This window comes from Corynebacterium sp. HMSC058E07 (assembly GCF_001809885.1).
GTDB classification, from domain to species: Bacteria; Actinomycetota; Actinomycetes; order Mycobacteriales; family Mycobacteriaceae; genus Corynebacterium; species Corynebacterium macclintockiae.
Window position 1 is genome coordinate 1 of the sequence record NZ_KV799237.1, and the last position, 20,592, is coordinate 20,592.

27 protein-coding genes are annotated in these 20,592 nt (G+C 59.4%); 24 read left to right on the forward strand and 3 right to left on the reverse strand.

Annotated features, from left to right (window positions below; genetic code table 11):
• Positions 1-259: 259 nt before the first annotated feature.
• Genes HMPREF2678_RS00735 through HMPREF2678_RS00750 form a run of 4 tightly spaced genes read left to right on the forward strand, consistent with a single transcriptional unit; the run spans position 260 to position 4,124 of the window.
• Positions 260-1,216 (forward strand): iron-siderophore ABC transporter substrate-binding protein, encoded by a 957-nt coding sequence (locus tag HMPREF2678_RS00735; protein ID WP_070550523.1) that lies wholly within the window; start codon positions 260-262, stop codon positions 1,214-1,216.
• 6 nt (positions 1,217-1,222) lie between these two features.
• Entirely contained in the window at positions 1,223-2,284 is a 1,062-nt protein-coding gene (locus HMPREF2678_RS00740; protein WP_080716777.1) for a FecCD family ABC transporter permease, read from the forward strand.
• Complete coding sequence (locus HMPREF2678_RS00745) at positions 2,281-3,333, forward strand: FecCD family ABC transporter permease (protein ID WP_070550524.1); 1,053 nt, start codon at positions 2,281-2,283, stop codon at positions 3,331-3,333. The genes HMPREF2678_RS00740 and HMPREF2678_RS00745 overlap by 4 nt, the downstream gene beginning before the upstream one ends.
• Entirely contained in the window at positions 3,330-4,124 is a 795-nt protein-coding gene (locus HMPREF2678_RS00750; RefSeq protein WP_070550525.1) for an ABC transporter ATP-binding protein, read from the forward strand. Before HMPREF2678_RS00745 ends, HMPREF2678_RS00750 begins: the two co-directional genes overlap by 4 nt.
• On the opposite strand, the gene HMPREF2678_RS00755 is transcribed toward HMPREF2678_RS00750, so the two are convergent.
• Both HMPREF2678_RS00755 and HMPREF2678_RS00760 read right to left on the reverse strand, forming a co-directional pair.
• Positions 4,121-5,044, reverse strand: a complete 924-nt coding sequence (locus HMPREF2678_RS00755) for a siderophore-interacting protein (protein ID WP_070550526.1) — start codon at positions 5,042-5,044, stop codon at positions 4,121-4,123. The two genes, HMPREF2678_RS00750 and HMPREF2678_RS00755, sit on opposite strands and share 4 nt — an antisense overlap.
• A 136-nt stretch (positions 5,045-5,180) precedes the next feature.
• The gene (locus HMPREF2678_RS00760) at positions 5,181-5,552 is read right to left on the reverse strand and encodes a hypothetical protein (protein WP_070550527.1); all 372 of its coding nucleotides are present in this window, start codon (positions 5,550-5,552) and stop codon (positions 5,181-5,183) included.
• Positions 5,553-6,200: 648 nt separating this feature from the next.
• Between HMPREF2678_RS00760 and rplN the strand changes: the two genes are divergently transcribed.
• From rplN to rplE, 3 genes are read left to right on the forward strand one after another with little or no spacing between them, the layout of a single operon-like run.
• Complete coding sequence (gene rplN, locus HMPREF2678_RS00765; protein ID WP_034971088.1) at positions 6,201-6,572, forward strand: 50S ribosomal protein L14; 372 nt, start codon at positions 6,201-6,203, stop codon at positions 6,570-6,572.
• Positions 6,573-6,887, forward strand: coding sequence for a 50S ribosomal protein L24 (rplX, locus tag HMPREF2678_RS00770; protein ID WP_005291939.1), 315 nt, complete (start codon positions 6,573-6,575; stop codon positions 6,885-6,887).
• 2 nt (positions 6,888-6,889) lie between these two features.
• On the forward strand, positions 6,890-7,459 hold the full coding sequence (gene rplE / locus HMPREF2678_RS00775; RefSeq protein WP_034971089.1) for a 50S ribosomal protein L5: 570 nt from the start codon (positions 6,890-6,892) through the stop codon (positions 7,457-7,459).
• A gap of 125 nt (positions 7,460-7,584) precedes the next feature.
• On the opposite strand, the gene HMPREF2678_RS00780 is transcribed toward rplE, so the two are convergent.
• The gene (locus tag HMPREF2678_RS00780) at positions 7,585-8,010 is read right to left on the reverse strand and encodes a hypothetical protein (protein ID WP_070550528.1); all 426 of its coding nucleotides are present in this window, start codon (positions 8,008-8,010) and stop codon (positions 7,585-7,587) included.
• A gap of 249 nt (positions 8,011-8,259) precedes the next feature.
• On the opposite strand from HMPREF2678_RS00780, the gene HMPREF2678_RS00785 reads away from it, so the two are divergent.
• From HMPREF2678_RS00785 to rplQ, 17 genes are all read left to right on the forward strand, one after another.
• Positions 8,260-8,967: a hypothetical protein gene (locus HMPREF2678_RS00785; RefSeq protein WP_070550529.1), complete on the forward strand. Its 708-nt coding sequence runs from the start codon at positions 8,260-8,262 to the stop codon at positions 8,965-8,967.
• Positions 8,968-9,251: 284 nt separating this feature from the next.
• Entirely contained in the window at positions 9,252-9,650 is a 399-nt protein-coding gene (gene rpsH, locus HMPREF2678_RS00790; RefSeq protein WP_034971093.1) for a 30S ribosomal protein S8, read from the forward strand.
• Positions 9,651-9,668: 18 nt separating this feature from the next.
• Complete coding sequence (gene rplF / locus HMPREF2678_RS00795; protein WP_034971094.1) at positions 9,669-10,205, forward strand: 50S ribosomal protein L6; 537 nt, start codon at positions 9,669-9,671, stop codon at positions 10,203-10,205.
• The gene (rplR, locus tag HMPREF2678_RS00800) at positions 10,205-10,609 is read left to right on the forward strand and encodes a 50S ribosomal protein L18 (protein WP_034971095.1); all 405 of its coding nucleotides are present in this window, start codon (positions 10,205-10,207) and stop codon (positions 10,607-10,609) included. Before rplF ends, rplR begins: the two co-directional genes overlap by 1 nt.
• Before the next feature lie 40 nt (positions 10,610-10,649).
• Positions 10,650-11,303, forward strand: a complete 654-nt coding sequence (rpsE, locus tag HMPREF2678_RS00805; RefSeq protein WP_034971096.1) for a 30S ribosomal protein S5 — start codon at positions 10,650-10,652, stop codon at positions 11,301-11,303.
• A 3-nt stretch (positions 11,304-11,306) separates the two neighbouring features.
• Entirely contained in the window at positions 11,307-11,492 is a 186-nt protein-coding gene (gene rpmD, locus HMPREF2678_RS00810; protein WP_034971097.1) for a 50S ribosomal protein L30, read from the forward strand.
• A 2-nt stretch (positions 11,493-11,494) separates the two neighbouring features.
• On the forward strand, positions 11,495-11,944 hold the full coding sequence (gene rplO / locus HMPREF2678_RS00815) for a 50S ribosomal protein L15 (RefSeq protein WP_034971098.1): 450 nt from the start codon (positions 11,495-11,497) through the stop codon (positions 11,942-11,944).
• A 324-nt stretch (positions 11,945-12,268) separates the two neighbouring features.
• A complete protein-coding gene (secY, locus tag HMPREF2678_RS00820) occupies positions 12,269-13,603 on the forward strand; it encodes a preprotein translocase subunit SecY (protein ID WP_034971099.1) in 1,335 nt (444 codons plus the stop codon).
• Complete coding sequence (locus tag HMPREF2678_RS00825; protein WP_070550530.1) at positions 13,600-14,145, forward strand: adenylate kinase; 546 nt, start codon at positions 13,600-13,602, stop codon at positions 14,143-14,145. Before secY ends, HMPREF2678_RS00825 begins: the two co-directional genes overlap by 4 nt.
• Positions 14,146-14,289: 144 nt before the next feature.
• Positions 14,290-15,084 carry a type I methionyl aminopeptidase gene (map, locus tag HMPREF2678_RS00830; RefSeq protein WP_070550531.1) on the forward strand — a complete coding sequence of 265 codons (795 nt, stop codon included), beginning with the start codon at positions 14,290-14,292 and terminating at the stop codon, positions 15,082-15,084.
• A gap of 205 nt (positions 15,085-15,289) precedes the next feature.
• Positions 15,290-16,483, forward strand: coding sequence for a dicarboxylate/amino acid:cation symporter (locus HMPREF2678_RS00835; RefSeq protein ID WP_034992874.1), 1,194 nt, complete (start codon positions 15,290-15,292; stop codon positions 16,481-16,483).
• Positions 16,484-16,674: 191 nt separating this feature from the next.
• Complete coding sequence (gene infA, locus HMPREF2678_RS00840; protein WP_005519800.1) at positions 16,675-16,896, forward strand: translation initiation factor IF-1; 222 nt, start codon at positions 16,675-16,677, stop codon at positions 16,894-16,896.
• A gap of 240 nt (positions 16,897-17,136) precedes the next feature.
• Positions 17,137-17,505, forward strand: a complete 369-nt coding sequence (rpsM, locus tag HMPREF2678_RS00845) for a 30S ribosomal protein S13 (RefSeq protein WP_005291872.1) — start codon at positions 17,137-17,139, stop codon at positions 17,503-17,505.
• A gap of 3 nt (positions 17,506-17,508) precedes the next feature.
• Positions 17,509-17,913: a 30S ribosomal protein S11 gene (gene rpsK, locus HMPREF2678_RS00850; protein ID WP_070550532.1), complete on the forward strand. Its 405-nt coding sequence runs from the start codon at positions 17,509-17,511 to the stop codon at positions 17,911-17,913.
• Positions 17,914-17,939: 26 nt separating this feature from the next.
• Positions 17,940-18,545: a 30S ribosomal protein S4 gene (rpsD, locus tag HMPREF2678_RS00855; protein ID WP_034971104.1), complete on the forward strand. Its 606-nt coding sequence runs from the start codon at positions 17,940-17,942 to the stop codon at positions 18,543-18,545.
• Between the two features lie 142 nt (positions 18,546-18,687).
• Positions 18,688-19,701: a DNA-directed RNA polymerase subunit alpha gene (locus HMPREF2678_RS00860; protein WP_034972456.1), complete on the forward strand. Its 1,014-nt coding sequence runs from the start codon at positions 18,688-18,690 to the stop codon at positions 19,699-19,701.
• Positions 19,702-19,755: 54 nt separating this feature from the next.
• Entirely contained in the window at positions 19,756-20,322 is a 567-nt protein-coding gene (gene rplQ / locus HMPREF2678_RS00865) for a 50S ribosomal protein L17 (protein ID WP_034971109.1), read from the forward strand.
• Positions 20,323-20,592: the final 270 nt, after the last annotated feature.

The following is a 20,592-nucleotide window of genomic DNA, read 5'->3' on the forward strand; positions in this document are numbered from 1 at the left end:
AAACCAGTCCAACTTTCGGGGGCTAGTTCATTCTAAAGTGCCCCCTGTCGGCTGGCCCCTAGCGGCTGAGCTGCCTCCATATCGGCGGCCACACATCCCCCAAATAATTAACTTAGGGTAGGCTCTTGTCTGGTTAGCCTAACCTGTGTAAGATAGGCGCGATTGCTGAGTCCACCGTAGCCGAAAGAGGCCATCAGTCTCTTGGGGCTACGGGTACTTTACAGCGCCTCAAAGAGTTCCTTACACGTTAGGCTTTCACATGTTTCGAAACAATTCGCTGACCCGTCGAGCGGCGCTGAAGACCGCCGCTGTCTTGGCAGCATCCACTCTTGTTCTGTCTGGTTGCTCCCGAGGCGATGATGCGGCGGCGTCAAAAAATGAGGGCACCGGGGACGAGCGCATCGCCGCAGTTGGCCTGGGAGACAGCGATACCTTGCTCGCTCTGGGCATCCAACCAGTTCTTGTAGCGCCCTGGGGTGCTGAGGGAGATGTTGATGCGTCCGGCGTCGGCCCTTGGGCTACAGAACAGCTTGGCGACAATAAGCCTGAGGTGGTTTACGGTACTGCCAACGGATTCACTGCTGAGATCTTGGAGAAGATCTCTGCCGCTGATCCGGACAAGATCATTGCGGTGAACTCCGCTGTGGATGCGCAGGCGAAGAAGGCCCTCAACGACATTGCCCCGACCACCCTCAAGCCAGAGGGGGCGACGGACTGGCAGATTCCGTGGCGGGATCAGGTTAACCAGATCGCCGGCGCTGTAGACAAGCAAGCAGAAGGCGACAAGCTCGTCAAGGAAACGCAGAAGGCCTTCGACGACTTCAAAAAGCAGCACCCTGAACTCAAGGGTAAGCGAGCGGCTATCGTCATGCCCTATCAGGGCAAGATCGGCTTGTACACCTCCGGTGACGGCCGAGGCCAGTTCATCGAAAACCTAGGATTCGAGATCCCGAAGGAACTCGAAGGTAACGGGGGCGAGTTCTACCGCGACATCGCGCCTGAGAACTACAGCGACCTCAACAATGTCGATTACCTGTTCGTTCTTGATTACCAGGGAGCTGCCGATACCCTGAAGAAGGATCCGACATTCAGCAAGTTGGATGTCGTTCGCGAAGGCAAGGTCCACTGGATGGATGAAAACGTCGGAAATGCGATGAGCATGCCGAATCCATTGACTATCCCCTGGGCAGTCGAGAAATTCTCTGACGCAGTTTAGTTGAAAGTGTCCGTGTCAATAATTCGACATTCTTTGGTTCATTCCAGGCGATTGCATATTCTGGCCACACTCGTTGGCTTGGCATTGCTGCTGGTCGCCTCCCTGTACCTGGGTTCCAAGGACCTTTCCATTGGCGAAGTGACCAGCATTCTCATGCATGGTCCGCACCCGTCCGTGCAGTCCGGCATTAATGCTGAACAGTCCGGCATTATTTGGGATCTGCGCGTTCCGCGCACTCTCTTGGCTGTGATCACAGGCGCAGCTCTGGCTATGGCGGGTGCCATTTCCCAGAGCTGGACCCGCAACCCCTTGGCAGATCCTGGCATTATCGGCGTGAACGCTGGGGCGAGTTTCGCAGTCGCCACAGCGCTGACGTTGGGGTGGGCAACGACGGTCGGGGAGCGGACACTTGTGGGGCTCCTCGGAGCGACCGTCGCTGCTCTGATCGTGCTGTTGATTTCCCGTGTATCGCGTAACCCGCTAACTCTGGTACTCGTGGGCGTGGGAGTAACCTTTGCCCTGCAAGCGGCGACGAACATGCTGAGTCTCTACTCTTCCGACACCCTGGAGGGGCTCCGCCGGTGGACTGTTGGCTCTACGGCTGGGCGGGGTATGGACGACGTGGCATTGGCCGCTTTAGGCCTAGCGCTAGGCGCTCTATGCGGTGCGCTTGCAGCACGCCCGCTGGATCTACTTGCGATGGGAGAGGACTCCGCCCGTTCCCTTGGCAGTTCGCCCACGAGAACCCGTGTGTTGGCGGCAGCAGCGGTGATCATCCTCGCCGGTTCCGCGACAGCTACCGTGGGGCTTGTGACCTTCGTGGGCTTCGCCGTGCCGCACTTACTGCGCCCGTTCACTGGTCCGGCCCTTACCCGACTCTTGCTGCCGACCGGCATTGTTGGTGGCGCGGCTGTGTTGCTGGCCGATATTGTTGGCCGCTTCGTCCTGCAGCCTAACGAGCTAGAAATGTCCATTGTCCTGGCGATTGTCGGTGCCCCGGTGATGATTCTGGCGGTACGGCGTAAGGAAAACTCTCCAACCTCGAATAACTCGGAGCTAGCGATATGAGTAATACGACGTCTATCGGTAGCATCAAGCGTTCACGAAAAAGACGCATCCTGGCAGCCACATCGGGGTTCGCCCTATTAGCGGCTCTTTGTTATTGCTTAATCCTGGGGCAAGGCGCGGTGAAGCTCAGCCCGATGGAAGTCATCGAAGTGCTCACCGGTGGGGGCACACAGCAAGCAATCAACGTGGTGTGGGATCTTCGCCTGCCTGTAGCAATCGCTACCGTTCTGGTCGGCGCGGCGCTGGGGCTGGCCGGCGCGTGGACCCAGACCATGGCTCGCAATCCGCTAGCTAGCCCGGACATTCTCGGTGTCTCCGGTGGCGCAGCGGTTCTGGTTGTGGCGGGCACCGTAGTCACCCGCCCCGCATGGAGCGAGGAGTTGCCGACGTTCTGGTGGCGTGCTGCACTCGCTTTGGTTGGCGCACTAGTAATCGTTGGTTTGCTCGTTCTACTCGGTGGTTTCGGGACGTCCCAGCGCGTAGTGGTCATCGGCCTGGCACTGTCGTTCCTCACACAGTCCTTAGTGCAGTATCTGTTGCTCAGGGCTGACTTGACTCGTGCCACGGATGCTCAAACCTGGCTCGCTGGGTCTACCGGCTTTGTGCGCACGGAAGCTTTGTTGCCTATGGCGTTGGGCCTATTGCCCTTCGTAGTTTTAGGCCTTTGCGTTACGCGCGACGTTCCTCTTCTTTCTCATGATGACGCCACCGCGTCCACACTTGGAGTAAATGTCACAAGGGTGCGAGCTATTTTGCTCATCGCCGCAACGGGCATCGTCGCGGTGGTGGTTTCGTTTGTCGGCCCGATTGGATTCGTCGCACTGTTGGCTCCTCAGCTGGCCAAGCTGGTGGCCGGAACGCCCACGCCCCATCCGTTGTGCTCTACTTTTGCAGGCGCTGCTCTATTAGCTGCGTGCGCCGTCGTGGCGGGCGCACTGCCATTTACATCCCCTGTGGGTTTGGTTACCGCCATCATCGGTGGCCCCGCGCTGGTGCTGCTTGTGTGGTTGGCGGCCCGTCGCGGAACTCTGAAAGGAATGGTTCAATGAACGTTCGTGTTGATCGCGTCACCGTGGGCTACAACGACGGCCCAAGCATCGTTAAAGACGTGTCTTTCGATGCAGAGCCCGGGAAGGTCACCACGCTCTTAGGCCCCAATGGTTGTGGCAAGTCGACGTTGCTGAAGATGCTTTCTCGGCTGCTTGCTCCCACCGAAGGACGTGTTCTTGCAGAGGATAAGGACGTGCATAGTTTGCGGGCGCGTGAAGCCGCCCAACTAATTGCACTTTTGCCACAACACCCTCTGTGTCCGGCGGGGTTGACCGTTGGAGAACTTGTGGAGCGCGGACGGCACCCTTACCGTCGTGCGTTATGGGGCGGGGGCGCGACGGCGTCCCAAGATAAAAAGAAAGTTCTTGAGGCGCTGAAGAAGACGAAGGTTGACCATCTTGTTGCCCGCGACGTGGCGGAGCTATCCGGCGGCCAACGGCAGCGCGTCTGGATGGCGATGGTATTGGCGCAGGATACGCCAGTTGTGCTGTTGGACGAACCAACTACCTACCTAGATCCGGCGCATGCGATAGAGATTCTAAGTATCGTGCGCGAGCTCGCTCAAGAGGGCAAGACGGTGATTACCGTGCTTCATGATCTTGGCCTGGCGGGAGCTTTTAGCGACGAGATGATCGTCATGAAGGATGGGCAAAAGATCGCCGAGGGGTCTCCAAAGGAGGCTTTGACGGTGGATGTCCTGCGCGAGGCATATGGGCTGAATGCTGAGGTGTGGGAAGACCCCCGCGGTACGGCTCCGGTGATTGTGCCGCGAGGGATTGTGGCTAATTAGGGGCGCGCCCTGCCGAGGAACCAATAGGGGCACCACTGCACGGATTCGCTGTTGAGGCCCCAAGCGTGAATCGCGTGGTGCCGAACATCCTTGCAGAGTTGCCCTTCGCCCGCGACCCAGACGTACTGCGACTGTGTTGCGGGGTGTTCTGCAGAGTCCAGTTGCTGGAGGTGGGCAATAACTGCCGTGCTGAAGTCCGTTGTCGCGCTAAACAACACTTCTAGGCTGCCAAGCTTGCTCCCCCAGTCAGCGATGAGGGATGGCTCGAGGTCCTGCTGGCTCTCGGCGACAACCACGAGGTGCATGTCGCACAACTGCTCCGGGGCGAAAGTAAGTACGTATTCCAAGATGGCACGAACGGAAGGCACGGCAGATGGGTCTGCGATCAGCGTTTGCGAACTGTGTGCACGGTGCCACAGCCCCCGGCCTGGCCAGATGCCTACTTGGTCGCCGACGCGGGCTTCAAGAGTCCAGGCAAGTCCCGGTCCGACGTTCTCATCGTTAGGATTCTTGACGCCATGAGTCGCTACGTCGAAAGCTATCAGCCCACGCTCGGGATCGAATGAGCGAACGGTATACCAACGTAGGTTTGGGCGCTGGCCGTCCGGCATAGCTGCAACGCATGCACGGATATTGGTGTCACCGTTGTAGAGAGGTAAATGAAGATCCTCGTGGGTGTTTGGCGGCATAAGAAGACCAAAGAACTCGTCCGGGCCGGAAAGTTGAAAGCCGACTAGTTCGGGGGAGTGGATGACAATCCGGTGCAGATTCTCTGCTGGGGTACTGACGCCACAAACAGTGGCGCGGATGATCCGGTGGTGTGGTTCAGCTGGGGCGGTCAGGAGTTGGTGGTCAGAGAAGGCCACGCGGTACGCGGAAGTGTTCGCTGGGGTGCTTAAGGTAGAAGGGTTCGAGGTCATAGTAAGGGTTAGCTTACCCTTGCCTAAAGCAAAGCGAAAGAATGACGGGATAGGAATAGCCCCGCGGCGATCTAGAGATCGCGGCGGGGCTTGGGTCTCAGCTGAACAGATTTGTTCTAGCTTGAGAAGGCTGTTCTTACTTGCCCAGCTTGCTCAGCTTCTGGAAGTTGTTGAACAGGGAAGCGATGCCGCCAACCAGGGCTGCAATGGTGGTGACCAGGGTGACGACGCTGGCGATCTTGTCCACGGTGGAAGCGCCGTCCTTCCAACCAAAGAAGCTCTTAGCGGAGCCAGCCAGCTTCTCCTGGCGCTCCTTCTTCTGCTTCTCCTTGTCGGTCAGCTCCTTGCTCGGATCGGGGTCGGTCTTGTCACCGTTGTCGGTGCCGTTCCCGGGGGTGGTAGCAGGGGAGCCGGCGGTCGTGTTTTCCGCAGCAACTGCAGCGGTGGTGCCAGCAACTGCAACGGTAGCGGCGGTGGTCAGAGCCAGCAGGGACTTCTTGAGCTTCATGTGTTAAATCCTCACGAAAAAGTTGGGGGCTTCGGCCTGGTTTGGGCCGGGGTACGTCAAACAACCTAGCACGGGTGCTGCATGGAAGCACAGTGGGAATTAGCTCCTCGTCCGCCTAGAGGGTGCTTGGCGGGAGCTGATAACCGTTTGAGTAATCGCTGGCGCGTGGTATTTCGGCATTACGCAAACGCGCTGCTTGGGACGAGGGGTGCATTTAGCGCGCGAAGGTCGGCGATCTTGAAAAGCTCTCAGTTTATAGTTGATGGCGCGCTGGCGTGGGGAAACGTGGCTGGGGATTAGAAAAACTCGCGGTTGGGGTGCTCCGGGTTGCGCTAACCGGCGCTCCCTAGAAAACCCTTTTGATGTCCAAAAATACTGATCTACAGGGTGGCGTCATTAAGGAAAGAGAAAGATTCCGCCGGGGGTAGGGTAAACCACCCCCGGTGGGACAAATGGCGCCTCTACTCCCGAATGTCTGATACGAGCGATTTTGTTGGGTCAGTAGGGGTGTGGAAGAATATAGCGGTTGCCAGAAGGCGCATCGAGTTCACGAAGAACTGACTGCCACACTGGCACAGACCGCGTGCGCGAGGGTCGGAAATCCCACGCACGATTCGCAAAAACATCTAGGTCAATTAGGAGACTCAAGTGATTCAGCAAGAATCGCGTCTGCGAGTTGCCGACAACACCGGTGCCCGGGAAATCCTGGTCATCCGTGCTCTCGGTGGTTCCGTTCGACGCTCCGCTGGTATCGGTGATGTCGTCGTAGCTACCGTCAAGGAAGCTGCACCGGGCGGCACTGTCAAGGCCGGCGACATCGTTAAGGCTGTCATCGTCCGCGCTAAGAAGGAGACCCGTCGTCCGGACGGCTCCTACATCGCATTCGACGAGAACGCGGCTGTCATCATCAAGGCAAACGACAACGATCCCCGCGGCACCCGTATCTTCGGCCCGGTCGCACGTGAGCTTCGCGACAAGAAGTTCATGAAGATCGTTTCCCTGGCTCCGGAGGTGCTCTAAATGAAGATCCGTAAGGGCGACACCGTACTGGTTATCTCCGGCCCGGACAAGGGTGCCAAGGGCAAGGTCATCGAGGCCTACCCGCAGCGCGACAAGGTCCTGGTCGAGGGCGTCAACCGAATCAAGAAGCACGTTGCAAACTCCGCTCCAGAGCGCGGCGCTGAGTCCGGCGGCATCGTTACCCAGGAAGCTCCGATCCACGTGTCCAACGTGATGGTTGTTGATTCCGACGGCAACCCGACCCGTATCGGCTACCGCTTCGACGAAGACGGTAAGAAGATCCGCGTGTCCAAGCGCAACGGGAAGGACATCTAACGATGAGCGAAAACTACACCCCACGTTTGAAGACTCGCTACCGTGAGGAAATCCGCGAGAAGCTGAACGGCGAGTTCAGCTACGAGAACGTTATGCAGATCCCGGGCGTCACCAAGGTTGTCGTCAACATGGGTGTCGGCGACGCTGCTCGCGATTCCAAGCTGATCAACGGCGCAATCGAAGATCTGACCAAGATCACCGGTCAGAAGCCGCAGATCCGCACCGCGAAGAAGGCTATCGCTAACTTCAAGCTGCGTGAAGGCATGCCCATCGGTGCCCGCGTTACCCTGCGTGGTGACCGTATGTGGGAGTTCCTGGACCGCCTGCTGACCGTCGCGCTGCCGCGTATTCGCGACTTCCGCGGCCTGTCCGACCAGCAGTTCGACGGCCACGGCAACTACACCTTCGGCCTGACCGAGCAGACCATGTTCTACGAGATCGACGTGGACAAGATCGACCGTCCGCGCGGTATGAACATCACCGTCGTGACCACTGCTACGAACGACGACGAGGGCCGCGCACTGCTGCGCGAGCTGGGCTTCCCGTTCAAGCAGAAGGGCTCCGCTGAGTAATTCAGTGCTGAGTCGCTAACGCAACAAAGACCCCCACTTCCCCTTCGAGGAAACTCCGAAGGTAGGGAAGCGGGGGTCTTTCTATTTGTCTAGGTGCGCGCCCATCGGCACGGCGCGGTGGCCTCTTACTTGGAGGAGCCCGGGATACCTGCGAAGGTCTTCACGATCTTGCCGATGAAGCCCATGACGTCCTGGATCTTCTTCAGTACGGAGGTGGACTCGTCCCAGCCCATCAGCTTGTCGATGGAGCCCTTCAGCTTCTGGCTCTTCTCGCTGTCAGCGGAGCCGTTAGCCGGCTTGGACTCGTCGGCGCCAGCCTCGTCCTCGGGCTTGGTCTCGTCGGCAGGCTTGGACTCGTCCTCTGGCTTTGCTTCGTCGGCAGGCTTGGTCTCGTCGGCGCCAGCCTCGTTGTTGCCAGCCTCGTTCTCGGTGGCAGCAGCGGCCGGTGCGTCCTGCGCAGCCGGTGCCTCTTCAGCGGTAGCAGCCGGGATGCCAGCCATCGCGACGGAGGACGCTGCAGCCAGGGTGACGAGGGACTTCTTGAACTTCAAAGGAATCTCCTTTTCTTGAGGGGTGTTCGGATATGCGCGTTAAACGCGACTGTGGCCGTCGAATCAACTGCGAATTGATTCGCGGCCAATAGCTTCGTACAAGGTGTACGTAAGGCATGTGTAATGAATGTGGGCTCAGTTTTTCAAGGTGCTGCCGAATAATGTGACATAACTCATGTAACGCGGGGGAGGCTGTCCCGTTCGCCCTATTTGCCCCAGCGCCCAGCTCAACGAATGTAGGTTGAAAGCGTGGATAATCCCTACAATCACCCCAGCGCTTTCGCCCTGAACTGGCAAGGCTTCCAACACCTCCAGTCGTTGGATCCGATGTCTCTTGCCGCGCTGTGCGGTGGCCGCGCGCACATGACCATGGTCACGGTGCAGCAACTCCTTCGCGAAGGTGACCTGCAGGTCGGGAACCTTGCCGACAAGCTCGGCCCGATCGCTCGGGTTCTACCGTCCTCGCCCAAGAACCACCTTTCTGTCTTGCTGCCCGTCACGCCTCTCAGAGCAACCCAGCCGTATCCTCGCGCGGTTTTGCGTCGAACCAAAGGTCGCCTTTACTTCTTTGGTCGCCGTCGGTTGTCGCAAGCGGTTGATTCTTTTGTGACGCCCCTAGTTTCCGCCGGCCTTGTTCACCGACCAAAACGCCTACGTATTCGCGGGATCGGGGATTGCCGGGATCCTCAGCTCACGGAGGCAGGCATGCAAGCACGCGATGCCCTGCGCAATCAGCTGACAAGCGGGGGTGGCTATCAGACTCTCGCTGAGCGGGCGGGGGACTGGGAAAAGGATGTGCTCGCAGCGGTCTACGGCGAACGCTTCGTCCGCTCCCTTGATCCGCACCTGTGGGGGAGTATCACAGTTACGTTTGGTGGCGTGCCCGCGCGGGGACCTTTCGGGTTCGGCCGCGACTGGGATTGGGATGTGACGGACTTGCTGGATTTCTGGCCCTAGGGGCGTCCAGACCCAAAAACGGCGATTTGGGCAAACCCGCAGGTGATTGCTAGAGTTATCGAGTCTTGCGTTGCCCCGTGCCCAAAACAGGGTTAGCAACGTGAGCAGTGTAAACATCAAACCACTTTGTTGTAGGCCCCTCGCCCAATAAAGCGGCCGCGCGGACACGGCGGCGAGCACCCCACGTTATTTAGCATGGGGCGCGCAAGTAGCCAGCAAGCGCGCGGTACACGCATCCTGGGTGGGCTGGGAACCGCAATGAGAAAGGCTATGGGTCAATACTTATGACCATGACTGATCCCATCGCGGACATGCTGTCCCGCGTGCGGAACGCATCTAACGCGTTCCACGATTCCGTCTCCATGCCTTCCTCCAAGATCAAGGCGAACATCGCTGAGATCCTGAAGGAGGAGGGTTACATCGCTAACTACACCGTCAATGACGCCAAGGTTGGCAAGACCCTGGACATCGAGCTGAAGTACGGCCCGTCCCGCGAGCGTTCTATCTCCGGACTGCGCCGTGTTTCCAAGCCGGGTCTTCGTGTGTACGCAAAGTCCAACGAGCTGCCGCAGGTTCTCGGCGGCCTGGGTGTGGCTATCATTTCCACGTCCCACGGCCTGCTGACTGACCGTGAGGCACAGAACAAGGGTGTGGGCGGAGAAGTTCTCGCCTACGTCTGGTAACTAGAGGAGGTCTAAACCATGTCTCGTGTTGGCAAGGCACCGGTGGCTGTCCCCTCTGGCGTCACCATCAACATCAACGGCCAGTCTGTAGAGGTCAAGGGCCCGAAGGGCACCCTGAACCTGGACATTCCGGCCCCGATCACCGTGGCACAGGAAGGCGACGAGATCGTCGTTTCCCGCCCGGATGATCACCGCAAGAATCGTTCCCTGCACGGCCTGTCCCGTTCCCTGGTCTTCAACATGATCGAGGGCGTGACCAAGGGCTACACCATCAACATGGAAATCTTCGGTGTTGGTTACCGTGTGCAGCTCAAGGGCAAGAACCTGGAGTTCGCACTGGGTTACTCCCACCCTGTGCTGATTGAGGCGCCGGAAGGTATCACCTTCGCCGTGGATGGGAACACCAAGTTCTCCATCGCTGGTATCGACAAGCAGAAGGTCGGACAGATCGCCGCGAACATCCGTCGTCTGCGTAAGGACGATCCTTACAAGGGCAAGGGCATTCGCTACGAGGGCGAGCAGGTCCGTCGCAAGGTCGGAAAGACGGGTAAGTAATGAGCAACACTGCACAAAACGAAAAGCGTCTGCCGGTGGGCAAGGATATTTCCACCCGCCGTCGCACCGCACGCGCACGTCGTCACTTCCGTATCCGCAAGACCCTCTCCGGCACCCCGGAGACCCCGCGTCTGGTCGTTCACCGCACCTCTCGCCACATGCACGCACAGGTCATCGACGATGTTGCAGGCCACACCCTGGTCGCAGCTTCCACGATGGAAGCCGATGTGCGCGCAATGGAGGGCGACAAGAAGGCTCGCGGTGCGAAGGTCGGTCAGCTGATCGCCGAGCGTGCCAAGGCCGCTGGCATCGAGGCCGTCGTCTTCGACCGTGCGGGCTACAAGTACCACGGCCGCGTCGCCGCTCTGGCCGACGCTGCCCGCGAAGGTGGTCTGAAGTTCTAATGACCAACTCCACGAACAACACCAACGGAAGGAACGCGTGATGTCGGGACGTGAACGTAACGGCGGACGCTCCGCCGAGAACAACGACAACAACGAGCGCAACGAGCGTAACGGCCGCAACGATCGCAACAACGATCGCGGCGGACGCAACGATCGTCGCAACCAGCAGGACGAGCGCAGCCAGTTCATCGAGCGCGTGGTTACCATCAACCGCGTCTCGAAGGTTGTGAAGGGCGGTCGCCGCTTCAGCTTCACCGCGCTGGTTATCGTCGGCGACGGCCAGGGCATGGTCGGCGTCGGCTACGGCAAGGCTAAGGAAGTTCCTGCCGCAATTCAGAAGGGCGCAGAAGAAGCTCGCAAGAACTTCTTCCGCGTTCCGATGATCAACGGCACCATCACCCACCCGGTTCAGGGTGAGGCTGCTGCAGGCATCGTCATGATGAAGCCCGCAGCTCCTGGTACCGGTGTGATCGCCGGTGGCGCTGCCCGCCCGGTGCTGGAGTGCGCCGGCGTGCAGGACATCCTGTCGAAGTCCCTGGGCTCCGACAACGCCATCAACGTTGTCCACGCAACCGTAGACGGCCTGAAGCAGCTGGTCCGTCCGGAAGAGGTTGCCGCTCGCCGTGGCAAGTCTCTGGACGAGGTTGCTCCGGCCGCTATGCTGCGCGCACGTGCAGCAGGACAGGGGGCATAAGAAATGGCTTTGAAGATTACCCAGACCAAGGGCTTGGTCGGAACCAAGCCGAAGCAGCGCAATTCCATGCGCTCCCTCGGCCTGAAGCGCATTGGCCAGGCAGTTGTCCGCGAGGATAGCCCGATCGTCCGTGGCCAGATCAACGTTGTGCGCCACCTGGTCGAGGTCGAAGAAGTGGCAGGAGAGTAAACATGAGCGATCCAATTAAGCTCCACGACCTCCGCCCTGCTCCGGGCGCCAAGAAGGCCAAGACCCGCGTGGGTCGTGGTGAGGCGTCTAAGGGTAAGACCGCAGGTCGTGGTACCAAGGGCACCAAGGCTCGTAAGCAGGTTTCGGCAGCATTCGAAGGTGGCCAGATGCCACTGCACATGCGCCTGCCTAAGCTGAAGGGCTTCCGTAACCCCGCGAAGATCACCTACCAGGTGGTTAACGTGGCTGACCTGGAGAAGGCATTCTCCAAGGGCGGCGACGTCACCGTTGCTGACATCGTTGCAGCTGGCCTGGCTCGCAAGAACCAGCCGGTGAAGATCCTGGGCAACGGCGAGATCAGCGTGAAGCTGAACGTCACCGCTAACAAGTTCTCGGGTTCTGCAAAGCAGAAGATCGAGGCTGCAGGTGGCACCGTCACCGAGGCTAAGTAGGCGGCTGGCTAGATCCTAGCCGAGCTTAGTTCTCACCCATCGCCCTGCCAGTGCGTTGTTGCGCTGGCAGGGCGATCTTTTCTTTCCTATTGACGCCCACGTACCCACCGCCCCTCGTCTCAGGGAAGCGATACAGTCAGACCGCGAAGCGGTACTTGATATATTGCGTGCTATAGGTGGTACAGTTTCCTAAGCATTTGTCCTGTCTGCTAACCTGGCTAGGTTGCAATTAGTGTCGCCTCTTTACGCGGGCGTATCTTAAAGTGCAGGTGCGCTAGCGAATAGATCCCGCACAAAGGTAAGAAACTACACAGGAGGCCAAGTTTGTCCGCCATCTCCTCGGCGTTCAAGAACGATGATCTCCGCAAGAAGATTTTGTTCTCTCTTGCGATGGTCATCCTCTATCGCATCGGCGCCCAGATCCCAACCCCCGGCGTAGACTACGGCGGGATCCAAGCGCAGATCAATAGCCTGACGGATAGCTCGGCGATGTACTCGCTGATCAACCTGTTCTCAGGTGGCGCGCTGCTGAAGCTGTCTGTCTTCGCTGTTGGAATTATGCCGTACATTACGGCGTCCATTATTGTGCAGCTGCTGACCGTGGTGATCCCGAAGTTTGAGCAGCTGAAGAAGGAAGGCCAGTCCGGTCAGGCCAAGATGACGGAGTACACCCGTTACCTGACCGTCGCCCTCGCGCTTCTGCAGTCCGCCGGCATCGTGGCGCTGGCTGACCGTAAGCAGCTGCTGGGTCAGGGCGTGCCGGTGCTGAAGGAAGATACCGGCATCTTCGGCCTGATTGTGATGGTCATGGTCATGACCTCCGGTGCTGTGCTGCTGATGTGGATGGGCGAGTTGATCACCGACCGCGGCATTGGCAACGGTATGTCGCTGCTCATCTTCGCGGGTATTGCGACCGCGTTGCCGGGGCAGGGTGCATCCATCCTTGCTAGCTCCGGTGGCTTTGTGTTCGCCGGCGTGGTTGTTGGTGTGCTGATCCTGGTGGTCGGTGTGGTCTTCATCGAGCAGGGTCAGCGCCGCATCCCGGTCCAGTACGCAAAGCGCATGATCGGTCGCCGCCAGTACGGCGAGACCTCCACCTACCTGCCGCTGAAGGTCAACCAGGCTGGCGTGATCCCCGTGATCTTCGCGTCCTCGCTGCTGACCGTGCCGATCCTGATTACCCAGATCATCCAGTCCGGCAATCCGGAGGCCGCTGGCCAGGACAACTGGTGGAACCGCAACGTTATGACCGTGCTGTCTGACCCTGCGGCATGGCAGTACATCCTGGTGTACGTCGGTCTGATCATCTTCTTCTCCTTCTTCTACGTATCCGTCCAGTACGATCCCTACGATCAGGCGGATAACATGAAGAAGTACGGTGGCTTCATTCCGGGCATCCGCCCGGGTCGCCCGACCGCGGAGTACCTTGGATATGTGATGAACCGTCTGCTGATCGTCGGTTCCATCTACCTGGCTGTCATCGCTGCACTGCCGAACATCCTCATCAACATGGGCGTGCAGACGACTCAGGCCAGCGGCCAGGGCCAGATGCCCTTCGGCGGTACCGCCATCCTGATTCTGGTATCCGTTGCCCTGACCACGATCAAGCAACTCGAATCGCAAGTCATGCAGTCTAACTACGAAGGATTCCTGAAATGAGACTAGTTCTGCTCGGCCCTCCCGGCGCTGGCAAGGGCACTCAAGCTTCCCTGCTGTCCGATGCTCTGAAGATCCCGCACATCTCTACCGGTGATCTTTTCCGCGCCAACATCTCCCAGGGCACCGACTTGGGCAAGCAGGCGCAGGAGTACATGGATGCCGGCAAGCTGGTTCCAACCTCCGTGACTGCCAACATGGTGCGTGACCGACTGAGCCAGGACGATGCCGCCAACGGTTTCCTGCTGGACGGCTTCCCCCGCACCATCGAGCAGGCTGAGCTGCTGGAGCAGATGCTGCAGGAAGACGGCTACTCCCTGGACGCAGTGATCAACTACGTAGTCTCCGAGGACGTCGTCGTCGATCGCATGCTGGCCCGCGGACGCAACGATGACAACGAGGACACGATCCGCACCCGCCTGGAGGTCTACCGCAACGAGACCGCCCCGCTGATCGACCACTACAAGGACATTCTGCTGAACATCGACGCAGAGGGCACCGTGGAGGACATCTCCACCACCACGCTGAACGCGCTGGACAAGTAAACCCCGCGCAGTTCACAGCTGATCCCGCCAGCCGGCCCCACACGGTCCGACCTGGCGGGATTTGTTGTTCTGGGCGGGGAGGGAGCGTCATGAAACCAAGAAACAACAAGAACAGACAAGAAGTACAGGAAGAAGACAACACCAATGGGCTTCCGGCGTAGGAACAAAAAGATTGCAGCGAAGACACCCGAGCAGCTAGATGCGATGCAGGCTGCAGGTGAGATCGTGGGGCTGGCGTTGCAGGAGGTCAAGAAGGCGGCGGCGCCGGGCAAGACGACGCTCGACCTCGACCGCGTGGCTGAGCAGGTCATCCGCGACCACGGTGCAATCCCAACTTTCAAGGGCTACGGCGGCTTCCCGGGCTCCATTTGTGCGAGCCCGAACGACATGATCGTCCACGGCATCCCCGCAGCAGATGTGGTGTTGAAGGAAGGCGACCTGATCTCCATCGACTGTGGAGCGACGCTGAATGGCTGGGTGGGGGATTCCGCCTGGACTTTCGGGATCGGGGAGATCGCTGAGGAGCACGATCGGCTGAACCGAGCGACCGAATGGGTTCTGCACGAAGGGCTGAAGGCCATGATCCCGGGAAATCGGCTGACCGATGTGTCCTGGGCGCTGGAGAAAGCGACGGACGCAGCCGAGGAGAAATTCGACGTGGAACTGTGGATCGTCGACGGCTACGGCGGCCACGGTATCGGGCGCACCATGCATGAGGATCCGTACCTGGCCAACGAAGGCCGCGGCGGGCGCGGGCCGGAAATTCAGGAAGGATCCGTGCTGGCCATCGAGCCGATGCTGGCGCTGGGGACTGCCGATTCCCGCGTGCTCGACGACGAGTGGTCGGTGGTGACGTTGGACGGCAGCTTTTCCTCGCACTGGGAGCACACAGTCGCCGCGACCGCCGACGGGCCGCGGATCCTGACATCCCGGAAGTGACGCCGGGCGGTGCCACTGGGGTAGTGACGCCGGGGTGCCGCCGGGGGGGAGTGGCGCCGGGGGGAGTGACTCTGGGGGAGTGACGCCGGGGGATGGTGGGCGGAGGGTGATTATTGGAGAAAGAAGTAGTCAGAGTAGGCTAAACATAATCGTTTCATGAGAACCTACAAGCTCCTATGAGCGCCGACATGAGGGAAGAACTGGCATGAACCTATCCCGAGTACTTAAATCGCTGCTTTTCAAGATCATCGTTGCCATTGGCCTGGGCATTCTGTGCAGCCTGTTCTTCCCGGAGTGGGCCGGCCGTACATTCGCTACGTTTAATGGTCTGTTCTCCGGTTTCCTGGGATTCTTTGTTCCGGTTCTGATCTTCTCCCTCATCACGCCGGCGATCGCCAGCCTGGGACGTGGGGCAGGGAAGTGGCTAGGCGTGACCGCTGGTATCGCTTACGTCTCCACCATCATCTCCGGCCTGATCGCCTATGGAGTGGCAGAGGGCACCTACCCGTCCCTGTTGAGCAATGAATCCATGATCAAGGCGGAAGACATCGACGAAGGTGCGCTGCAGCCGTTCTTCTCCGTTGAGATGGATCCGCCGATGGGCGTGATGTCGGCACTGCTGCTGGCCTTCACCGTCGGCATTGCTTTGGCTTCGATGCGCACGGAGGTGCTGTACAGGGGAGCCGAGGAACTTCGCGAGGTCAGCATGAACGTCATCCAGAAGTTCATCATTCCTCTGTTGCCGATCTACATCTTTGGCGTGTTCCTGACTATGGGTATGAACGGCAACTTGAAGTTAACCCTGACCCAGTTCTCGAAGGTGCTGATCCTGGCTGTTCTAATGACCTGGGTGATCCTGGCGCTCCAGTTCCTGCTGGCCGGGCTTTTTGCCGGACGCAATCCACTGACTGCCCTGAGGAACATGATGCCCGCCTACTTCACCGCGCTGGGTACCTCGTCTTCCGCGGCAACCATTCCTGTGACCCTGGAATGCACTCGCAAGAACGGCGTTTCCCAGTCTGTGGCTGACTTCGTGGTGCCGCTGTGCGCCACGGTGCACCTGTCCGGTTCTATGCAGAAGATCGCCCTGTTCGCATTCTCCATTGTGTACATGACGGGAATCGACATGTCCCCGGGGATGGCGCTGGGCTTCATCTTCCTGCTGGGTGTGATGATGATTGCCGCTCCGGGCGTTCCGGGTGGCGCCATTATGGCAGCCGTTGGCCTGCTGCAGTCCCAGCTGGGCTTCGATGATGGCCAGGTGGCGCTGATGATCGCTGCCTACATCGCCATCGACTCCTTCGGTACTGCATGTAACGTCACGGGCGACGGCGCGATCGCGCTGACCGTCAACCGTTTGGCGAAGGGACAGCTGCGCCGTGAAGAGCAGCACGCCTAAACCAGCGTTTTGGTATCCCCGCAGGTCGCGTGTATTGTAATCAGGTGGTGCATGGGCTTTCAGTACCCGGCGGGTTCGATGATTCGGACCATGGCTGTTTAAGGCAGTCAGCCTGAGTGCGGAAAAACCAGTGCCACATGTAGCAAAACATCACCCATCCAGCTAAAAGAGCTGGGGAAGCGTTGGAGGATATGGCAAAGAAGGAAGGCGCCATCGAGGTTGAGGGTCGCATCGTCGAGCCTCTGCCGAATGCGATGTTCCGTGTCGAGCTGGACAATGGCCACAAGGTATTGGCTCACATTTCCGGCAAGATGCGCCAGCACTACATCCGTATCCTCCCGGAGGATCGGGTTGTCGTGGAGCTGTCTCCCTACGACCTGACCCGCGGGCGCATCGTTTACCGCTACAAGTAATACGTCAAGCCTCCACACATCCAATCTAGGAAGTGCTTTTAACAGCACTTTTTAGTCACTACCTCTGGCCGCGGCGGCCGGAGCCCTCCTTCCAACACCTCAACAGTTGGGGTGTTGGTTTCGCACATTCAGGCACCTGGTGCCTACACAGTCCCTTCCGTGGCTGCGCGCGAAATACTCGAAGGATCAACAGGGACGAGTGTGGAGAAAACCGCCGCTAAACCGGAAGGAAAATGCCCTATGGCACGCCTTGCTGGTGTTGACCTGCCACGCGAAAAGCGCATGGAGGTCGCACTGACCTACATCTTCGGAATCGGCCCCGCCCGTTCCAAGGAGCTGCTGGAAAAGACCGGCATCTCCCCTGATCTTCGCTCCAAGGATCTGACCGACGAGCAGCTGTCCGCTCTGCGTGACGTTATCGAGAACACCTGGAAGGTGGAGGGTGACCTCCGCCGTGAGATCCAGGCCGATATTCGCCGCAAGATCGAGATTGGTTCCTACCAGGGCCTGCGCCACCGCCGTGGTCTGCCGGTTCGTGGTCAGCGCACCAAGACCAATGCTCGTACCCGCAAGGGACCCAAGAAGACGATCGCAGGAAAGAAGAAGTAACCTATGCCTCCGAAGACTCGTTCCGGCGCGCGCCGTACTGGCCGTCGCGTCGTAAAGAAGAATGTGGCCAACGGCCACGCATACATCAAGTCCACCTTCAACAACACCATCGTGTCCATCACGGACCCGAAGGGCGCTGTGATTTCCTGGGCTTCCTCGGGCCACGTCGGCTTCAAGGGCTCCCGTAAGTCCACCCCCTTCGCTGCTCAGATGGCTGCCGAGTCCGCTGCCCGCAAGGCAATGGACCACGGCATGAAGAAGGTTGACGTTTTCGTTAAGGGTCCGGGCTCCGGCCGCGAGACCGCTATCCGTTCCCTGTCCACCGCGGGCCTCGAGGTCGGCACCATCGCCGACGTCCCCCCTCAGCCGCACAACGGCTGCCGCCCGCCGAAGCGTCGTCGCGTCTAAAGAGAAGAAAGGATTAGGGATTAACAATGGCTCGTTATACCGGCCCCGCAACCCGTAAGTCCCGTCGCCTCCGCGTCGACCTCGTCGGCGGCGACAACTCCTTCGAGCGTCGCCCCTACCCTCCGGGGCAGGCTGGCCGTGCTCGCATCAAGGAGTCCGAGTACCTGCTGCAGCTGCAGGAGAAGCAGAAGGCGAAGTACACCTACGGCGTACTGGAGAAGCAGTTCCGCCGCTACTACGCAGAGGCCAACCGTCGCCCGGGTAAGACCGGTGACAACTTGGTCATCCTGCTGGAGTCTCGCCTGGATAACGTTGTTTACCGTGCAGGTCTGGCACGCACCCGTCGTCAGGCTCGCCAGCTGGTTTCCCACGGTCACTTCACCGTGAACGGCAAGAAGATCAACGTTCCCTCCTTCAAGGTCTCCCAGTACGACATCATCGACGTGCGTGAAAAGTCCCGTTCGATGCTGTGGTTCGAAGAGGCTCAGGAGAACCTGGTCGATACGATCGTTCCTGCTTGGCTGCAGGTCGTACCGGCAACCCTGCGCATCCTCGTGCACCAGCTGCCCGAGCGCGCTCAGATCGACATTCCGCTGCAGGAACAGCTGATCGTCGAGCTCTACTCGAAGTAAAACTGACGGTCTAATTCGTTAGACTTACTTCGGATAGAACACCAAACGCGGTTTCTACCGTCCGCACCGTCCACCAAACCCGGTGGCGGTTGTCCCCGTAACGGCGTCATATAGCGGTCGCCGAAAAAGGAGAAGCTTAAACATGCTCATCTCGCAGCGCCCCGCGCTCACCGAAGAGTTCATCGATGATTCCCGCTCCCGGTTCGTTATCGAGCCACTGGAGCCGGGCTTTGGCTACACGCTGGGTAACTCCCTGCGCCGGACCCTGCTGTCGTCCATCCCGGGCGCGGCAGTGACCTCCCTGCGCATCGAGGGTGTGCTCCACGAGTTCACCACCATCCCGGGTGTGAAGGAAGATGTTTCCGACATCATCCTGAATATCAAGTCCCTGGTTCTGTCCAGCGACTCCGATGAGCCCGTCGCGATGTACATCCGCAAGGAAGGTCCGGGCGAGGTTACCGGCGCTGACGTTGAGGTTCCGGCTGGCGTTGAGGTCCACAGCAAGGACCTGCACATCGCCACGCTGAACGAGCAGGGCAAGCTGGAGATCGAGATGACCGTCGAGCGTGGCCGTGGCTACGTTCCGGCTGCCCCGGCTTCTTCTGAGATCGGACGTATCCCGGTCGACCAGATTTACTCTCCGGTTCTGAAGGTCAGCTACAAGGTCGAGGCAACCCGTGTGGAACAGCGCACGGACTTCGACAAGCTGATTCTGGACGTGGAGACGAAGAACTCCATCACCGCCCGCGATGCCATGGCATCCGCAGGTAAGACCCTGGTGGAGCTGTTCGGTCTGGCTCAGGAGCTGAACTACGAAGCAGAGGGCATCGAGATCGGCCCGTCGCCGCAGGAAAGCGAGCACATCGCTGCCTACAGCATGCCGATCGAGGACCTGAACTTCTCCGTCCGCTCTTACAACTGCCTGAAGCGTGAAGAGATTCACACCGTCGGCGAGCTGGCTGCCCGCACGGAGTCCGACCTGCTGGACATCCGTAACTTCGGCCAGAAGTCCATCAACGAGGTCAAGGTCAAGCTGGCTGGCTTGGGCCTGGGCCTGAAGGACGCTCCGGAGGGCTTCGATATCACTGATATCGAGGGCTACGACGCAGAGACCGGCGAGTTCATCGACACCGAGGGCGAGGACATCGCGGAATAACCGGTGGTTAACCGCACGCGCTCACTGATTTAAAGATCCACACGAGGAGAACTAATGCCTACCCCAAAGAAGGGCGCCCGCCTGGGCGGTTCTGCTTCCCACCAGAAGAAGATCCTGTCCAACCTCGCTGCTCAGCTGATTGAGCACGGCGCCATCAAGACCACGGACGCTAAGGCTAAGCTGCTGCGCCCCTACGTCGAGAAGATCATCACCAAGGCCAAGCGCGGCACCCTGGCGGATCGCCGCAACGTGCTGAAGCTCATCCCGAACAAGGAAGTTGTTGCTTACCTGTTCAACGAGCTGGCTCCGAAGTTCGAAGGCCGTCCGGGTGGCTACACCCGCATCATCAAGCTGGAGAACCGCAAGGGCGACAACGCTCCGATTTCCCAGATCTCCCTGGTGACGGAGCAGCTGGTTTCCACCGAGGCCGAGCGCGCTAACCGCGTTGCTGCTTCTAAGGCCAAAAAGGCTGAGGCTGAAGAGGCTAAGGCTGAGGAGACCCAGGCTGAGGAGGCTCCGGAGGTTGAGGCTGACACCGCAACCGACGAGGCTGCCAAGGCAGAGGCCGCTGAGGCTGAGGCTGAAGAGGCCAAGGCTGACGAGGCTGCCGAGGACAAGTAAGTCCGGCGCCCCCGCCAAGCTCTCAGGCGGGCCACGGTTACCCATCCGGGTAGCTCGTGGCCCGCCTTTTTGTTTTTGTTTATGGACGCCACCCGCCTCAACCATCACCGATGTCGTTGAGGCATAGCAACTCGCCTGTGCAAGGTCTGTAAAGCCCGCCACTGGGCTGGCATATGTCGCTAGAACGGGAATACGTTATAGGGGCAGTAGCCGGCGGCTAGTCCAGCTCTAGCTCCGGTTTGTTATGTCCATAGGGTTTTTGGACATGGA

Bases quoted from the DNA above. Each gene is read 5' to 3' on its own strand.
- rplO (WP_034971098.1), top strand. From the start codon at position 11,495: ATGAGCGATCCAATTAAGCTCCACGACCTCCGCCCTGCTCCGGGCGCC.
- rpsE (WP_034971096.1), top strand. From the start codon at position 10,650: ATGTCGGGACGTGAACGTAACGGCGGACGCTCCGCCGAGAACAACGAC.
- rpsH (WP_034971093.1), top strand. From the start codon at position 9,252: ATGACCATGACTGATCCCATCGCGGACATGCTGTCCCGCGTGCGGAAC.
- rpsM (WP_005291872.1), top strand. From the start codon at position 17,137: ATGGCACGCCTTGCTGGTGTTGACCTGCCACGCGAAAAGCGCATGGAG.
- rplF (WP_034971094.1), top strand. From the start codon at position 9,669: ATGTCTCGTGTTGGCAAGGCACCGGTGGCTGTCCCCTCTGGCGTCACC.
- rplR (WP_034971095.1), top strand. From the start codon at position 10,205: ATGAGCAACACTGCACAAAACGAAAAGCGTCTGCCGGTGGGCAAGGAT.
- HMPREF2678_RS00825 (WP_070550530.1), top strand. From the start codon at position 13,600: ATGAGACTAGTTCTGCTCGGCCCTCCCGGCGCTGGCAAGGGCACTCAA.
- HMPREF2678_RS00735 (WP_070550523.1), top strand. From the start codon at position 260: ATGTTTCGAAACAATTCGCTGACCCGTCGAGCGGCGCTGAAGACCGCC.
- HMPREF2678_RS00745 (WP_070550524.1), top strand. From the start codon at position 2,281: ATGAGTAATACGACGTCTATCGGTAGCATCAAGCGTTCACGAAAAAGA.
- rplX (WP_005291939.1), top strand. From the start codon at position 6,573: ATGAAGATCCGTAAGGGCGACACCGTACTGGTTATCTCCGGCCCGGAC.
- HMPREF2678_RS00760 (WP_070550527.1), bottom strand. From the start codon at position 5,552: ATGAAGCTCAAGAAGTCCCTGCTGGCTCTGACCACCGCCGCTACCGTT.
- rpmD (WP_034971097.1), top strand. From the start codon at position 11,307: ATGGCTTTGAAGATTACCCAGACCAAGGGCTTGGTCGGAACCAAGCCG.
- HMPREF2678_RS00860 (WP_034972456.1), top strand. From the start codon at position 18,688: ATGCTCATCTCGCAGCGCCCCGCGCTCACCGAAGAGTTCATCGATGAT.
- HMPREF2678_RS00750 (WP_070550525.1), top strand. From the start codon at position 3,330: ATGAACGTTCGTGTTGATCGCGTCACCGTGGGCTACAACGACGGCCCA.
- rplQ (WP_034971109.1), top strand. From the start codon at position 19,756: ATGCCTACCCCAAAGAAGGGCGCCCGCCTGGGCGGTTCTGCTTCCCAC.
- rpsD (WP_034971104.1), top strand. From the start codon at position 17,940: ATGGCTCGTTATACCGGCCCCGCAACCCGTAAGTCCCGTCGCCTCCGC.
- HMPREF2678_RS00755 (WP_070550526.1), bottom strand. From the start codon at position 5,044: ATGACCTCGAACCCTTCTACCTTAAGCACCCCAGCGAACACTTCCGCG.
- rplE (WP_034971089.1), top strand. From the start codon at position 6,890: ATGAGCGAAAACTACACCCCACGTTTGAAGACTCGCTACCGTGAGGAA.
- map (WP_070550531.1), top strand. From the start codon at position 14,290: ATGGGCTTCCGGCGTAGGAACAAAAAGATTGCAGCGAAGACACCCGAG.
- infA (WP_005519800.1), top strand. From the start codon at position 16,675: ATGGCAAAGAAGGAAGGCGCCATCGAGGTTGAGGGTCGCATCGTCGAG.
- rpsK (WP_070550532.1), top strand. From the start codon at position 17,509: ATGCCTCCGAAGACTCGTTCCGGCGCGCGCCGTACTGGCCGTCGCGTC.
- HMPREF2678_RS00835 (WP_034992874.1), top strand. From the start codon at position 15,290: ATGAACCTATCCCGAGTACTTAAATCGCTGCTTTTCAAGATCATCGTT.